This is a genomic window from Tautonia rosea, from assembly GCF_012958305.1.
GTDB lineage: Bacteria > Planctomycetota > Planctomycetia > Isosphaerales > Isosphaeraceae > Tautonia > Tautonia rosea.
Window position 1 is genome coordinate 217,170 of record NZ_JABBYO010000006.1, and the last position, 15,092, is coordinate 232,261.

General features: G+C 63.5%; 13 protein-coding genes and 4 tRNA genes. 12 read left to right on the top strand and 5 right to left on the bottom strand.

Annotated features, from left to right (window positions below):
- Positions 1 to 104: 104 nt before the first annotated feature.
- Positions 105 to 1,631: a serine/threonine-protein kinase gene (locus HG800_RS12535; RefSeq protein ID WP_169976971.1), complete on the bottom strand. Its 1,527-nt coding sequence runs from the start codon at positions 1,629 to 1,631 to the stop codon at positions 105 to 107.
- A 147-nt stretch (positions 1,632 to 1,778) separates the two neighbouring features.
- Entirely contained in the window at positions 1,779 to 2,576 is a 798-nt protein-coding gene (locus HG800_RS12540) for a 3-ketoacyl-ACP reductase (protein WP_315852027.1), read from the bottom strand.
- A gap of 185 nt (positions 2,577 to 2,761) precedes the next feature.
- Here HG800_RS12540 and HG800_RS12545 point away from each other — a divergent pair.
- The 4 genes from HG800_RS12545 (at position 2,762) to csrA (ending at position 4,446) form a co-directional block, all read left to right on the top strand.
- Positions 2,762 to 2,835, top strand: a tRNA-Arg gene (locus HG800_RS12545).
- A gap of 61 nt (positions 2,836 to 2,896) precedes the next feature.
- Positions 2,897 to 2,970, top strand: a tRNA-Arg gene (locus HG800_RS12550).
- Positions 2,971 to 3,232: 262 nt separating this feature from the next.
- Entirely contained in the window at positions 3,233 to 4,036 is an 804-nt protein-coding gene (locus tag HG800_RS12555; RefSeq protein WP_235963644.1) for an RNA polymerase sigma factor, read from the top strand.
- A 203-nt stretch (positions 4,037 to 4,239) separates the two neighbouring features.
- Positions 4,240 to 4,446, top strand: a complete 207-nt coding sequence (gene csrA / locus HG800_RS12560; RefSeq protein WP_169976972.1) for a carbon storage regulator CsrA — start codon at positions 4,240 to 4,242, stop codon at positions 4,444 to 4,446.
- 26 nt (positions 4,447 to 4,472) lie between these two features.
- On the opposite strand, the gene HG800_RS12565 is transcribed toward csrA, so the two are convergent.
- Positions 4,473 to 5,024, bottom strand: coding sequence for a DJ-1/PfpI family protein (locus tag HG800_RS12565; protein WP_169976973.1), 552 nt, complete (start codon positions 5,022 to 5,024; stop codon positions 4,473 to 4,475).
- 168 nt (positions 5,025 to 5,192) lie between these two features.
- Between HG800_RS12565 and HG800_RS12570 the strand changes: the two genes are divergently transcribed.
- Positions 5,193 to 5,264 (top strand) — tRNA-Glu (locus HG800_RS12570).
- Positions 5,265 to 5,278: 14 nt separating this feature from the next.
- On the opposite strand, the gene HG800_RS12575 is transcribed toward HG800_RS12570, so the two are convergent.
- Together HG800_RS12575 and HG800_RS12580 are read right to left on the bottom strand one after the other, a co-directional pair.
- Positions 5,279 to 6,772 carry a dicarboxylate/amino acid:cation symporter gene (locus tag HG800_RS12575; RefSeq protein ID WP_169976974.1) on the bottom strand — a complete coding sequence of 498 codons (1,494 nt, stop codon included), beginning with the start codon at positions 6,770 to 6,772 and terminating at the stop codon, positions 5,279 to 5,281.
- A gap of 54 nt (positions 6,773 to 6,826) precedes the next feature.
- The gene (locus HG800_RS12580) at positions 6,827 to 7,774 is read right to left on the bottom strand and encodes a histone deacetylase family protein (RefSeq protein WP_169976975.1); all 948 of its coding nucleotides are present in this window, start codon (positions 7,772 to 7,774) and stop codon (positions 6,827 to 6,829) included.
- A gap of 227 nt (positions 7,775 to 8,001) precedes the next feature.
- Between HG800_RS12580 and HG800_RS12585 the strand changes: the two genes are divergently transcribed.
- From HG800_RS12585 to HG800_RS12615, 7 genes are all read left to right on the top strand, one after another.
- A complete protein-coding gene (locus tag HG800_RS12585; RefSeq protein ID WP_169976976.1) occupies positions 8,002 to 9,795 on the top strand; it encodes an ArnT family glycosyltransferase in 1,794 nt (597 codons plus the stop codon).
- 41 nt (positions 9,796 to 9,836) lie between these two features.
- A complete protein-coding gene (locus HG800_RS12590; RefSeq protein WP_169976977.1) occupies positions 9,837 to 11,219 on the top strand; it encodes a nicotinate phosphoribosyltransferase in 1,383 nt (460 codons plus the stop codon).
- Positions 11,220 to 11,621: 402 nt separating this feature from the next.
- Positions 11,622 to 12,374: a ParA family protein gene (locus HG800_RS12595; protein ID WP_169976978.1), complete on the top strand. Its 753-nt coding sequence runs from the start codon at positions 11,622 to 11,624 to the stop codon at positions 12,372 to 12,374.
- The gene (locus HG800_RS12600; protein WP_169976979.1) at positions 12,361 to 13,329 is read left to right on the top strand and encodes a ParB/RepB/Spo0J family partition protein; all 969 of its coding nucleotides are present in this window, start codon (positions 12,361 to 12,363) and stop codon (positions 13,327 to 13,329) included. The genes HG800_RS12595 and HG800_RS12600 overlap by 14 nt, the downstream gene beginning before the upstream one ends.
- 411 nt (positions 13,330 to 13,740) lie before the next feature.
- The gene (locus HG800_RS12605) at positions 13,741 to 14,406 is read left to right on the top strand and encodes a sensor histidine kinase (protein WP_169976980.1); all 666 of its coding nucleotides are present in this window, start codon (positions 13,741 to 13,743) and stop codon (positions 14,404 to 14,406) included.
- Between the two features lie 27 nt (positions 14,407 to 14,433).
- Positions 14,434 to 14,844, top strand: a complete 411-nt coding sequence (locus tag HG800_RS12610) for a response regulator (protein ID WP_169976981.1) — start codon at positions 14,434 to 14,436, stop codon at positions 14,842 to 14,844.
- A gap of 96 nt (positions 14,845 to 14,940) precedes the next feature.
- Positions 14,941 to 15,015, top strand: a tRNA-Pro gene (locus tag HG800_RS12615).
- Positions 15,016 to 15,092 lie beyond the last annotated feature (77 nt).

Below are 15,092 nucleotides of genomic sequence, written 5' to 3' on the forward strand. Positions count from 1 at the left end.
AGACGGGCGGAACACCAGGGGGAAAACGGCTCAATCCGTACCCGAGGACCCGGCCGAGTTGGTCGGATCGATGGATGCACAGTCGGTCTGGTCGGACCCCACGATCAACTCAGGTTCTCCCTGCCGGAACCCACGTCGCTGCCCGGCTCATCTCCGAACGGGTTCGGAGTGTTCCCTTGCAACGCCGGGTCCTGGGGATCGACCTGCGTTTCGGTCGGCCGGGGAGAGAAGCTCGGTCCCCTCGACCAGTCCATTCGGATCAGGCTGATGATCGCAAACCCGAGCAAGGCGATGACCAGGCCGACCAGTGCTCCTCCGATCGCCCAGGCCTTGACCGATGCCTCCTCGCCGTATGATCGCCGACCTCCTGCCAAAGGCATGGGAGCGATCACCTCGTCCTCGTCGTCCAGATCGCCGAAGGGGTCGAATGGCTCGACCGGCGCGGCAGCTCGACGCGCCGCCGGGCCGCGCCGGAGCGGCTCATTCGGCGTCGGCGAGGGAGCAGACGCACGTCGAGGGACCGGCTCGTCGTCCTCATCCTTCAGCAAGCTCGCCAGCTCGTCGAGCTTGAGCTCCGGTTCCCCGGCGGAACGGACCCTCTCGGGTTCTTCCGCTCGAGGAGCCTGGGGCCGCGGGGAGGGATCGGAAACCGGAGAGAAATCGCGGGTCGAGGGGGCCTCGATTGTCCGTACTCCGTCTCCCAGGTCGAAGTCGGCTGATTCGTCGTCATCGGCGATCAGAGCAAACTCAATGGAATCGCTGCTCGAACTCCCTTCGCTCAGGTCAAGAAAGTCGAGGTCGGCGATCAGCTCCTCATAGGAGTTGTAGCGATCACCGCAACGCTTGGCCATCATCCGTTGAATGAACTTCGCCACGCTCCGGGGCACATCGGGCCTGAGCTGGCGGACGTCGGGAGGCGGATGGGTGGCATGTCGGCGCAGCTTATCGGCGATGTGTCCCCCGGCGAAAGGCGGGAAGCCGGTCAGCAGGTAGTACAGGGTACAGCCGAGGGAATAGATGTCACTCTGTTCGTTGGCCGCTCGGCTGTCCCTCGCCTGCTCCGGAGACATGTAATCGACCGTCCCCACGGTCGTCCCGTGTCGGGTCACGCGCTCATCTTCCGACTCGCTTTGCAGGGCCAGTCCCAGGTCGATCAGCTTCACCTCCCCTTCCCGAGACAACAGGAGGTTCGCCGGCTTGATGTCCCGGTGAATCACCCCTTTACTGGCCGCATAGCGAAGCCCCTGCGCGGCTTCTCGAACCACCCGAAGCGCATCGACGACCGACATCGGCCCATGTTGCCGCACCAGATCGTGCAAATCCGATCCGTTGACGTATTCCAGCACCAGATAGTGCCGGCCCCCCTCGGCTCCTCGATCGTAGATTGAAACGATGTTCGGATGTTCCAGCGCCTCGGCACTCTGTGCCTCGCGCAAGAACCGCTGTAACAGAGTCGGATTTTTGGCCAAATAGCGCGGGAGGACCTTGAGTGCGACCTCGTAGCCGCTGCTGTCGTGAACGGCCCGGAACACCGAACTCATCCCCCCCGAGCCGAGCGGCTCGACGAGTCGATAGCTGCCCAACCTCGTGACAGGATGGGTCGACGACTGCGTGGGGATTGGCTCATCCATAAGGCCGCGGTCCCGTCCTCGATTGCGAGAAGTGGGGAGCAGACCTGCCCCGAAGCCTCAAGACGCGCGCGGCAAGAACGGCCGGTGTCGCCCTCACCACCTCCTATTCTAGCGTTCGATCGTCACTCGGCAAACGTCCGGCCCCGATCAAAGCCTTCTGAGATGAAGTCCTCCATCCACGTGGAGAACCTGCCCGGTCGAGAACTCGAAGGCCCCGGACGCCAGACTCGCGACCGCTCGGCCAACGTCTTCGGGGGTTCCCCAGCGCCGGATCGGACTGAGCCCCTCGGCAATCCGTCGTTCGTAAGTGTCCCGTACTCCGACGGTCATGTCGGTGGCGATGATTCCCGGCCGCACCTCGAAGACCCGGATCCCCTGCTCCGCTAGGCCGACGGCGAAGAGCTGAGCGACCATGCTCACACCGGCCTTTGAGACACAGTACTCCGCCCGGTTGGTGCTGGCAAAGCGACTCGAAACCGAGGTCACGAAAATGATCATCGGGGCAATCGGGCCGCCGAGATCCTTCCGATCGACCATGACCCGGGCGGCATATTGCGAGAGAAAAAACGGTCCGCGGAGGTTGATCCCGATCACCCGGTCCCAGCTTTCGGGGGTCGTCTCCAGTAGATCGGATCGTTGCAAGGGAGCCACCCCCGCATTGTTGACCAGCAGATCGACTCGACCGAAGACCTCAAGGGTCTCGTCGATCAACGCTCGACCTTGATCCAGGTCGGCCACATCGGCCTGTACCGCAAGCGTCGCGGGTGCCCCCAATCGCTCGGCTGATTGGCAGGTTGCCTTGGCCGAGGCGGCGTCCGATCGGTAGTTGACGACCACGGCGAACCCTTCGGCAGCCAGTGCCTCGACGATTCCTCGGCCTATGCCCCGGCTTCCACCGGTCACAACCGCCACGCGATGCTCGACCATCCCCATGAACCGGGCCACAACCGGCCCTCCCTCGTGTGCTGCGGGCCATCTTCAGGGCGAGACAGCTTGCCAAGCATCCCGACCCCCGCAGCAACGGTCAAGAGCATCGCCTTTGTCGAACCTTGTTGCCTACAGATCGTGTCGGGTCCGTTGACAGCCGATCCTCGAAGCCGGAGAATTAGACTCAGAATGCAACTTCCCATGCGCCCGTAGCTCAGGAGGATAGAGCGGCGGTTTCCTAAACCGCAGGCCGCAGGTTCGAATCCTGCCGGGCGTACCTGATTCCCTCTCCCAAGCCGACGACTGCGATCATCGTTCCACTTCGCTCCCCGACGAGGGCGCCCGTAGCTCAGTTGGATAGAGCAGCGGTCTTCTAAACCGCTGGTCGCAGGTTCGAATCCTGCCGGGCGCGCTACCGTGACACTTCGATTTCGAGACGCCGACGAGAGCTGAACCGACACATCGAACCAACTCGGAAAACACCTTTTCCATACCCCAGACCTCAATCGTATCGTAAGGTCCTTAGTGAACGCGTCGATTGATCGGCAGATGCGGTTCCGCCGGCCACGATGTATTCGTTCCACGTGGAACGGAATTCCTGGCCAGGCCGAGCAGGATCAGGACCTTCTCCGCCAGTCTTCCGACACCCTGCTCCCGCGACTCTCTCTCCGAGGATGCAGTCCCGAACGCTTCCGGACCGCCAGATCGCTCCGGAGCGCGGCGGCTTCTTGATCTGGAAGGACGACGCTTCCGTGATGTCCAGTGATGCGATCCCCGAGCGACTGACGGAATTGCCGACCGACTGGCACCTGGTCCGAACGGCCCACGAAGAAGGCCCGGAAGGTCGGGAAGCCATGCGGCATCTGATCGGTCGCTACCACGATGCCGTGGAACGCTACCTCCGCCTCAAGCTTCGCGATCCCAACCTCGCCGACGAGGTCCTTCAGGAGTTCTGGATCAAGCTCCTGAACCATAAACTTGCCGGGGCCGACAACACCAAGGGCCGATTCCGAGACTACCTTCGCACCGTTCTCCATCGCCTGATCATTGACCACTTCCGAGGCCGGAAACTTCAGCCGCTGCCTCCTGGCGAGTTACCCGATCCGTCCATCCCCGACGGCGAGTTCGACCGCGTGTGGCGCGAGGCGGTCATCAAACGTGTCCTCGCTCGGCTCGACACCTACGAGGCCCAGAATCCCAAGAACCGCTACGCTCGTGTCCTGAACCTTCGGATCAAGAGCCCTCAGGCTTCGATCGAGGAACTGACCGAACAACTCGCCCAGAGTAGCCGAGAGCACCTCAGTCCCGAAGCCTTTCGCAAGACCCTGCAACGGGCTCGGGAAAAATTTGTCGAATTGCTCGAATCCGAGTTGCGCGACGGAATTACCCACCCGTCTCAGGCCGATATCGAGGCCGAAATCTACGATCTGGGTCTGGGAGCGTTCTACCAGCGCTATCGCAAGAAAGAGGATCGCTAAGCTTACGTCGTTGACCAGATCGGCGCAAATCCTTGACCTTTCCCTTCTCTCCATCTAGAGTTTAACGGGTAGCTGGCACGGAGAGAGGGGTCGCTTTACGTCCTCTCCGGGCAGGACGCTCAGTCCTCGCCCGCGCCGTGGGCTCATCCCAACCCGGTCCATGATGACCTCCCATTGTTGCGGCACCAGAGTGAGGGTTGGCGATGCTGGTCCTTTCCCGGAAAAAGAACGAGAGCATCATTATCAACGACCACATCGTTGTCACCGTGGTCGAAATCCGAGGCGACAAGGTCCGTCTGGGTATCGAAGCGCCCAAGGACATCTCGGTTCATCGCCGCGAAGTCTATGATGCCATCCACAATCAGGTCGAATCGAACTCGACGGCCGCGCGGCTCTACGAAGATGATTGACGTCCGACCCCTGCGGGCGTCAGCGTTCAGCGCTCTTTGAGCATCCGGACAAATTCGCGCATCCACGGTCCATTGTCGGGCCAGCCTCGAACAGTGACCACCGGTCCCGACACGACGACGTCTCGGTCCACAAAGGTCCCGCCCGCGCTCCGGACCTCGGGAGCCAGGTCGGGATAACACGTCATCGTTTCATCGTTTCCATAGCCAGCCGCGAAGAGCAACAACGGCCCGTGACAGTTGGCCGCAATCGGCTTACCGGTGTCAAGGAAGTGCTTCACGATCGCCACCGCCTTCGGCCGGTTCCGAAGATACTCAGGCGCTCGGCCCCCGGGAAGGACCAGTCCATCAAACCCGCTCGGGTCGCATTCCTCCACGCCAAGGTCGGCCGACACCCGATAGCCCGGTTTCTCCGTGTAGGTATCGAATCCCGGTTCGAAGTCATGGACGACCGAGAGGAACGTCCGTCGCTCGGGAGCGGCAATCTGGACCCGCCATCCCTCCTCTTCAAGCCGGTACTTGGCGTAGTAAATTTCCTGAGATTCGCCGGCGTCACCAGTCAGGATCAGGATCGTTTTCATCGCAAAATCATGATCCCCGAGGAAGTGGGTCCATCAAGCCGGCCTCAAACCTTAACGCACGATTCCGGTCGATTGCAAGCGACTGGCCTCGTCCTTCTCTGCCACTTCTTCCCGTCTTGAGGTTGACCCGCAGCCAGTTTTTTTCATAATAGAACTCACGTCGATGACGGCCCCGTCGTCTAGTGGTTAGGACACAGGTCTTTCACACCTGTAACACGGGTTCGAGTCCCGTCGGGGTCGCTTCCACATCTCGCCTACGAATCTCGGGGCTGTTCTTCGTCAGATGCGATGAAGAGCGGCCCCGCGATCATTTCTGGATCGTGCGGCGCCATTGATTCCCCTAGGTCCTCAGCCTCCTCCGCTTGCACTCCCAACCGATCGAGCAACACCGCGACCAGGAAATCGGCCGTCACGTTCGTCATGGCGCGGCACCTCGACAGTACCCAGTCAACCGTCAGCAACAGCGGGAGCTGCTCCAGCGGCAATCCGACCGTGCTCAGCACCAGGGCGAGTGAGATCAGGCCTGCTTCCGGAACTCCCGCAATCCCAATGCCCGCCACCACGCACGAGAAGGCGACGATCAACTGCTGCGTGATCGACAGGTCGATCCCATACGCCTGGGCGACGAACAGCACCGCCATCGCCTCGTACAACAAGATCCCATCGTTATTCAGGTTCGTTCCCACGCACGCCGAGAGCCGCGCAGCAGTTGGAGAAATCCCCATCCGCTCCAGGTTCTTGAGCGTCACCGGCAAGGTTGCCAGGCTGCTACTGGCCCCCATTGCATAGGCGACCGGCTCCTTGGCATATTTCCAGAACGTCCGTAAGGGCATCCGAGCAACCAGCACGATCCAGAGCTGATAAACGACCCCCACCTGGATCGCCAGGCCGAGCATCGCCACCCCCACATACACGATCAGCCCCAGGAACGGCTCGAACCCTTGCTCGGCCACCGTCTTCGCCACCACGCCGAAGACCGCCAGCGGCACGAGCGCAATGACCCACGCCAGCGCCACCTCGATCGCTCGAAAGACCACCGCCACGCCCGTCTCGATCACCCGATAGTCCGCCCGACCCTCGGCGATTTGCTCATCCTTGACTTTTCTCAGCGCCGCCCCGCCGAGCAAGGCCAGAATGATGATCGACAAAATCGAGCTTTCCAAAAAAGGCTGCACCGGGTTCGTCGGAACAAAGCCGAGCAAGTCCCTGACAAAGTCGATCGGCCTCCGTCCCGCGTCGAACCGAGCGAGATCTGCCGGCTCGCCTTCAACCCCGGCCTCAGCCCCCTGCCCGTCCATCGCCGCGACGGGAGCTTCGATCTCCTGATTCAAATACCGTCCTGGCTCGATCGTGTTCGAGATCGTCAGACCAATCACCACGGCGATCGCCGCATTGATCCCCGAGATCAAGAGCATCAATCCCGCGTTCCTTGCCCGGATTCGAGTCCGCAGAAACGCGTCAATCACCGCAAAAAACAGGAGCGGTCCGGCCAGCCCTTTGATGAGATCGACCACCAGACTCCCAAGGTAGCCCAGCGTCACCGTGAACCGCCCGATAGCAAGCCAGGCATCGAACACCTTCGGACCGATGTCCTCCGGCATCGCCGCCGTCCATCGTTCGGCCAGCGTCGCCTGAGGCCCGATTGCCCAGTTGGCAACCTGCCCAATCACTGCGCCGGCGACCATCGCCAGCAGAATTCGAGCGACGAAGGAAAGGCGGGGACGAGGAGCAGGAGGGTCAGCGGTCATCAGGGCAATCCGGTCTGTCGTTCGGTCTGAAGGTCGATCGCCGACTCGATCGGCTCAGGGCGTTTCGGCTCCCAGGACTCGCAAATGTGCCTCGACACACTGGGCAAGCGTCACGGGATCGTAACCACCTTCGAGCACACTCACCAGTCGACCACCGGCGTGGGTGTCTGCTACCTGCTCGACTGCCTGGGTCATGATCTCGAAGTCCTCAATTTCCAGCCCGAGATCCCCAACCGGATCGTTCGCATGGGCGTCGAATCCTGCACTGATGAGCACCAGCTCCGGCCGGGTCTTGTCGGCCAGTTCCTCGAGCGCCGCGGTGAATTGATCGACGATCGCCCTGCGAGGCGTTCCGTAAGGGGTCGGCAGATTCTTGATCCAGCCAAGCCCTCGGCCGCTGCCGGTCTCATCCTTCATGCCGGTGCCGGGGTAAAACGGATGCCGATGCAAGGACAGGAAACCCACCCGGCCATCCTCGTAGAAGATCTCCTGGGTTCCGTTGCCGTGATGCACGTCCCAGTCGATCACCAGTACGCGAGACATTCCGAGCACCTCGACCGCATGCGCCGCCGCGGCCGAGACGGTGCCATACAGGCAGAACCCCATCGCGTGAGCCGGCCGGGCGTGATGTCCTGGAGGCCGGACCGCGCAAAAGGCCACCCGTTGCGGCCCAGCGACCACGGCCGAGACGGCCTCGATCGCCGCGCCGGCCGCCAGGCGAGCCGCCGTGATCGACCCTTTGCCGAGCCACGTATCGGCCTCGATTCGACCGCCGCCTTCCGACGCCATTCGGGAGAGCGTTTCCAGGTAGGCCGCATCGTGGATCCGGAGCAGTTCCTCGTCGGTTGCCTCCCGGACCGTCCCCGAGGCGCAGGCCGCCCGCACGGTCGTTCGCTCCAGATGTCTGAGAAGAATGGAAAGGCGTTCCGGAGCCTCCGGGTGGCCGACAGGCGGAACATGTTCAAGCATCCGGGGGTCGCTGAAGAAGCGGACCATCGCCATGACTGTCGGGCCTCGATCTGGCTCGGTTCGAACGTCGCACGAGAGGGAAACGATCCGGCCGTATCGTTGCACGGTAAGGCGAGGATGGGGGGGCGTCAATGACGTGAAGCCCGAAGCCCACCCCCATCGCCTTCGAGGATTCTTCCCCCTCCGCGTTCCACGTGAAACCGACGGACGCGCGAAACAGGAATCGCTGCGGTAGAATACCTCGCATGGACACCGACGCGATGCCGCGACGCCTTGGCCGGGAAACGGTCTGGGTGATCGCCATGACCATGCTCGGCGCCGGCGTGCGGCTCAAGGGGCTGAGCACGCTCGGGCTCGACCACTTCGACGAGGGAATCTACGCCCAGGCCGCCTCCTGGGTCTTCGCCGAAGGAGGGCTCCGCGCGCTCGATCCGGCCCTGATCCCATACGCGCCTCCTGGGTTTCCGTTCCTGGTCGGTCTGTTCTATCAAGGCGTCGGGCTCTCAGCCGCGGCGGTCATTCTCGTCTCGATCCTCGCCGGGGTGCTGACCATCCCCGTCCTGGCCTGGCTCTCCCGTCGCACGTTCGGGCAGGGGGCCGGAGCCGCGACGGCCGCGCTGGTCGCCCTCTCCGGGCCGCACGTGGTCTTTTCACGGACCGGCCTGACCGACGCGACCTCCCTGCTCGTTTGGTCCCTCGCGATGCTCGCCGGGGCCCGGTTTCTCGATCGGCCGGGCATCGGTCGGGCGATCGGTCTCGGGCTCTTCGTCGGCCTGGCTCAACTGGTCAAGTACAACGGCGGGATGACTGGCCTGATCGTCGCCCTGACGGTCCTGGCCGCCGCGATCCGCCCTGGAGCCGGGCGACTCGCCTTGCCGAAGACGCTCGGGTTCGGGCTGATCGGCGCCGTGGTGTCGCTCCTGGTCTACCTGCCGTGGTTCCTCTTCGTCGAGCGCACGACAGGCTACGCGGGTCTGCTCGCTCATCACCGAAGCTACGTCGACGGCGTTGCCGGCTGGTGGCCCAACTGGCAGCAGCAGATGGCTCAGACCACCGCGCTCATCGGCTTGACGCGAACCGGGACCTCCTGGCTCGCGATCTCGATCGCTCTGGCCTGGATCGGCGCGGCGATCGGGCAGGGGAGGTCTGTCCGATCCTGGAAGCGTTTCCGGCATCTCGGCCCGTTGCTGGCCTTGATCCTGGCGCTGGTCTCGCTAGCCAGCCCGCCGAATCTGACCTTCTGGGTGGCTCTCGCGTGGGCGCCAGTCCTTGTGTGCCTCGACGATCGTCCCTCAGCGCGGCTCATGGCCACCTGGTTCCTGGTGATGGCCGTTTCGACTCCGTTGTACCATCCCTATGCCCGGCTCTGGTTGCCGACGTTGGCGGCCTCCTGGATGCTCGGAGGCGGTTTGATCGCGGCCGTCCTCTGCTGGTTGCGAGGCGTCCGGGACGAACCGGCAACGACCCCAATCCGACGCTCCTTGCGGTCGTTGCGGCATGTGGTCGTGGTCGCGTTGGTCGGCGTGCTGCTCGCCGAGCTTGGTCCCTGGCTCTTGCCCGATCGCGTCCGATGGTTTCCGGACCCGCTCTCTCGGAGCGACGGTAGCCGACGCGCTGCCGAGTTCCTTCGAGGCGAACTCCCCGAAGCTTCCCTTGGCGCCTCGACCCCTCCGATCTTCCTCTACGCCCGGCCCACGGTGCGCTATGCCTACGTCCTGGCAGGGGGCACCCGCCCGACTCGAGTTCTTGAAGATCTGGAATCGCTCCGAACCGCCTCGGCCACTCCAGGAACCTTCGCCCTCGTCGATGCCGCGATGGGCGTGACGATGACCCCCGAGCTGGCTCTCGAACTCCAGGAAGCCGGTTGGGAACGCGTGTCTGACCTGCAAACGACCATCGCCATCGCCCCCTTACTCGATGTCAGGCCCGGCTCTGTCTACGACCCTGACGAGCGATTCCTCGGAATCGAGCCCGCGGCCGATCCCGGCAAGGTGGCGGCCGAGAAGAGTCAGGAGGCGGGTGTCTGTTCCTTCTGGATCTTCACTCGGCGCTGAGCCGATCGGGCCGACCCGAAGTCCGCTCTCGAGGCAACACCATGCCCAGCACACCACCCATCTCACTTTGGCCCGACCCCGACGCCCTCGGCCCGCTGACGGACCTCTACGAATTGACCATGATGGCCGGTTACGCCGCCGAGGGCATGGCCGAAACGCCCGTCACCTTCGAGCTCTTCGTCCGCAAACTGCCGGCGAACCGATCGTACCTCGTCTTCGCCGGTCTGGAGCAGGCAATCGACGGTTTGCGTCGGATGCGCTTTTCCGACGAGCAAATCGCCTGGCTCCAGTCGCACCCGACCTTCCGACACATTCACCCGTCCTGGTTCGACCGCCTCCGGTCGCTCCGCTTCACCGGAGACATCTGGGCCGTGCCCGAAGGTTCCGTCGTCTTCCCGAATGAGCCCCTCGTGCGGGTCGATGCTCCCCTGGAACAGGCCCAGTGGATCGAGACGTTCCTGATCAACGCCTGCGCCTATCCGACGATGGTCGCCTCGAAGGCCACCCGGATCATCCACGCCGCGCGGGAACGCTCGATCGTCGAGTTCGGGGCCCGTCGTGGACACGGGCCGATGACCCCGTTTCTGGCGGCCCGATCGGCCTACCTCGCCGGGTTCTCCAGCACGAGCCACGTCGAGGCCGCTCGACGACTCGGCATCCCCGCCGTCGGCACGATGGCCCACTCCTGGGTTCAGTCGTTCGAAGACGAGCATACCGCATTCGAGGCCTTCAGCCGCCACTTCGGAGCGGAATCGACCTTACTCGTCGATACGTACGACACCCTCGAAGGGGTCCGACGCGCCGCGTCGATTGAGCCCCCTGTGGCCGCCGTTCGACTCGACAGCGGCGATCTCCTCGAACTCTCCCGAGGGGCCCGAGCAATCCTGGACGATCACAGCCGCGCCGAGACTCGCATCTTCGCCAGTGGCGACCTCGACGAGGGGAAGATCGATCAGCTCGTCCGAGCCGGAGCCCCAATCGATGCCTTCGGGGTCGGCACTGAACTGATCACCAGCCGAGACGCTCCCTCGCTGGCGATGGTCTACAAGATCGTCGCTTTTGCGGGCGAGGGACGCTTGAAGCTCAGTACCGACAAGGTCAGCATCCCGCTCGGCAAGCAGGTCTTCCGATCGCGAGACGGGCAGGGGAGGTTCTCCGGCGATTGCGTGACCCGCTTCGACGAGTCCGCCGACGGTGAACCACTCCTGATTCCATTACTCCGCGGCGGCGAACTGGTCCAACCGCTTCCCGGACTCGACACCATTCGCTCCCGATGCGCCGATCAGATTGCCTCGCTTCCTGATGCCCTCCTCAGCCTCGATGCCCAGAATGACTACCCCGTCTCATTCAGCCGTTCGCTGACCAGCGAGGCCGACCGCATCGCCCATCGCCTTCGTCCCGGACCGGCGGCCTCGACCGATTAAGCGGAACCGATCTCGGTACGCAATCGCTCCTCCCCCCAACTTCCTTCCGGACGCTTGTGTCCAGGCCAAGGAAAAGGTCCTGTCCTGTCACGCTGCCTGCTCAGCCGCTTCCATTGACGTCTCCCCGATCTCGGAGAGAGGAGTCTGTGTCTCATCGAAGCACCTCCCCAACCGTTTCGGCCGAAGACTCCCAGCACACTTGAGCTTTACAGGGCAGGGGGGTGCGGCTAGAGTCCTGCAGCCCATCATGATCGACCCTCCTCGGTGTTCATCATCTCCATTCGATTCGATCGCTCAAAACGAGCGGGCACGGACGCCCAACATCCCTGACGCCACTCCTCCCGATTGCAACAAGTCCGAGCCCGCCTGTACGGTCCCTTTTTGGCGGGAGGAACCTCGACCGTGGCCAAGATCATCAGCGTGGCCAACCAGAAGGGGGGCGTTGGCAAGACCACCACCGCCATCAACCTGGCCGCCGGCCTGGCCAAGGCAGGCAAGTCGGCGCTCGTGATCGACGTCGACCCCCAGTGCAACGCCACCAGCGGCCTGGGAGTCGAACCGGCCAAGCGGCACCCGCTGCTCGCCGGCAAGCCCCTGGCCGAATCGGTCTCACCCACTTCCCAGGAACGTCTCTACGTCCTGCCCGGCTCCCAGAGCCTCGCCGATGCCGACGCCCTCTCGGCCTCGAACCGCCAGCGTGCCTCGGCCCTTCGTCAGCAACTCGGCTCAGAACTTTCAACGTATGACTATGTGCTGATTGATTGCCCGCCGTCACTCGGTCAGCTCACCCGGGCCTCGCTCGGGGCGTCGGCCGAGGTCTACATTCCGATTCAGTGCGAATACTTCGCCATGGAGGGTCTTTCCCAGATCATCGAGCTGGCCCGGCAGACCAAGGCGCGCGACAACCGCCGCCTGGAAATCGGCGGCATCGTCCTGACGATGTACGATCCCGAGCTGGAGCTGGCCAACGAGGTTGCCAACGAGGTCCGCGGGTTCTTCGATGACGCCGTCTTCGACACCATGATCCCGCGTGACGTGTTCGTCAGCGAGGCGCCAAGCCACGGCTTGAGCGTCATCGATTACGCGCCTCGGGCCAGGGGGGCTCGGGCTTACATGGAGCTGACATTGGAGGTCATCGATCGTGACCAAGGGTAAGCGACTCGGGCGCGGACTGACCGCGCTGCTCGGCACCGAAGAAGGCGGCTTCGAGCCCGGCTCGCTGGAAGCAGCCGAGCTGACCCACCTGGCGGTCGACCAGATCGACCCGAACCCGTTCCAGCCGCGTCGGATCTTCGACGCTGACGAGATTGCCGCGCTGGCCGACTCCCTCCGCCAGCACGGCATGCTTCAGCCGATTCTCGTCCGGACCGCCGGCGATCGCTTTCAGGTGATTGCCGGAGAGCGTCGGCTTCGAGCCGCCGTCGAGGCCCACCTGGCCGAAGTCCCCGCCCGCGTCCTGGAGCTGGACGACCAGCGGGTCAACGAGCTGGCGATCGTTGAGAACCTTCAACGAAAGGATCTCAACGCCATCGAGAAGGCCCAGGCCTTCCGCCGCTACCTCGACTCTTACGGCGGAACCCAGGAGGAGCTGGCCGGTCGGCTCGGCATCGACCGCTCGACCCTTTCGAACCTCCTCCGCCTGCTCGACTTGCCCGAGGAGCTTCAACACGCTGTTGTCAGCGACCAGATCAGCCCCGGCCACGCTCGGGCCTTGCTCGCCATCGAGAACCCCGAGGAACAGGCCGCCGCCTGCCGCCGGGTGATCGACGAGAAGCTCTCCGTTCGCCAGACCGAAGCCCTGGTCAAGACCGGCGAGCCGACCCCATCCCGAACCCGGGTACGGGTCGATCAGGCTCATGCCAGCACCCGTCCCCCCCATGTTTCGGAGTTGGAGGAGCACCTCCGGACCCGCTTCGAAACCCACGTCCTGATCAAGGTCAAGGGCGAAGACCGCGGCCAGATCGTCATCGACTACGCCAACCGAGACCAGTTCGAGCGGATCACGGGGATGATCCGGGGGGCAGAGTGGTCGCCCGAGCCGGTCACCGTCGGGCACGAGGACCATCACCACAACGGGCATCACCAGCATCACGAGGAATGGTCCGGCTGACGATGGAATCTCATCCTTCGCGGACCTCGGCCACCGTCTCCCCTAGTCATTCCGACACCCCTCCAACCCCGGGCGGCTCAGCCGTTCGGGGTTGGGTCGTCTCTTGTCCTTGAGGCACTCGGATGTGAGGGTTCCGGGAAGATCGGTTCCCATTTCTCCATCGGTTCCCAACCAACGAGAAGTCCGTTTCCCGCTGCCTGGTTTGCCTCTCGATCGTTGAATCCGCGCGGATTGGACGTAAGACTCAACCGGATCGGTCACTGGAGCGGATCGGAGGACTCGCTCTGTGAAGATCGGCACCGTGATTGCGTGGTGAGAGAGGACGCGATCGCTTTTTGCTCCGGCGGATCACCACCAGGGATTACCCTTGGTGGCCCGAAACCGGGGATGCCGACTCGATTCGGAGGCAAGATGAGCACAGCGGCGCAGCTCGATGGACTCGCCGGGGCATTGCTTCGTTGTGTCGAGGAACCGGAGCGGATTCCCATCATCCAGGTCTTGCTGGATCGCTACAGCCACCGGCTCCGCAACCGCTTGAATAGCATGAAGCTGAGCCTCTACCTGGCTCGAAGGCTCTCCGGAAACCCCTCCGGTCCTGAGTGGGTCCGCGCCGACTCGGCCTATCGCTCCATGGAAGCGATGATCGAACAGGTGCAACTCTTCTGCAATCCGCTCCAACCCTCCCCGGCCGAGGGCGATCTGAATCACTGGATCGAGCAGCGCGTGCCCGACTGGCATCGACTGCTGGCCGAGCGTTCCCTCAGGCTGGAAACCAGTGGACCCGGAGCAACGCTTCCTTCCCGCTTCGATTGGAATCGACTGGCCCAGGGACTCGACGCCTTGATCAGCTTCTGGTCCTCTCAGGGACCTCCTGAGGGAACGATCCGTCTGAGCTGGCAACGTCTCCCCGGTCAGTTCCACATTCGCTTCGAAAGTGAATCGTCGCTGATTCGGACTCAGGGAGACGCAGAGAATCTCGCGCTTCCCGTCCTCGCTCGTGTCCTTCGCGCCCATCAGGGTCGACTCGACATCGCGCCCGATGCCTCTGCCATCGAACTGACCTGGCCGGCGGATTGACGATGACCCCCATCGAGGTTCCCTCTGATGACCCTCCTGAGTCCCCTCCCCGAGGCTGACCCAATGGCCTCTTGCTGTGGCAGTTCGTTTGTCTTGCTCGTCGATGATGACGACATCGGCAGGGAATCGATCGCTCGACTGCTCGACCACGCCGGACATCCCTGTATCGATGTCGGCTCCGGCCGCGAAGCGCTCGACCTCTGCGGCGATCGTCTGCCTCGCCTGGTGATCACCGACCTCTGCATGCCCGGCCTCGACGGCCAGGGCCTTGGCCGTTGTCTCAGAGACCGCTTTCCCGGCCTCGCCCTGATTCTGATCACCGCTCAGCCGCTCGATGAAGGCTTGCTGGTCGAACTCCAGAACACCTTCGACGAGGTGCTCAGCAAACCGGTCGATTGCGACCGCTTGCTCGATCGAGTCTCTCACTTGGCCCTCTGATCGACTCCTTCTCATCGGCCCATCGAGCGAGAATCGTCTTACTCGACCTTGACCAACAGGCCCACCCGGCGCTACCATGCCTGTGCAATCGCGGTTCGGGGCGTAGCGCAGTCTGGTTAGCGCGCCTGCCTTGGGAGCAGGAGGTCACCAGTTCGAATCTGGTCGCCCCGACTTTCGGTTCCGATTCACATCCTCGCTCGGGCGATTCAGACCTCTCGCTGTCCGTCTTGCTCGTTCCACGTGGAACC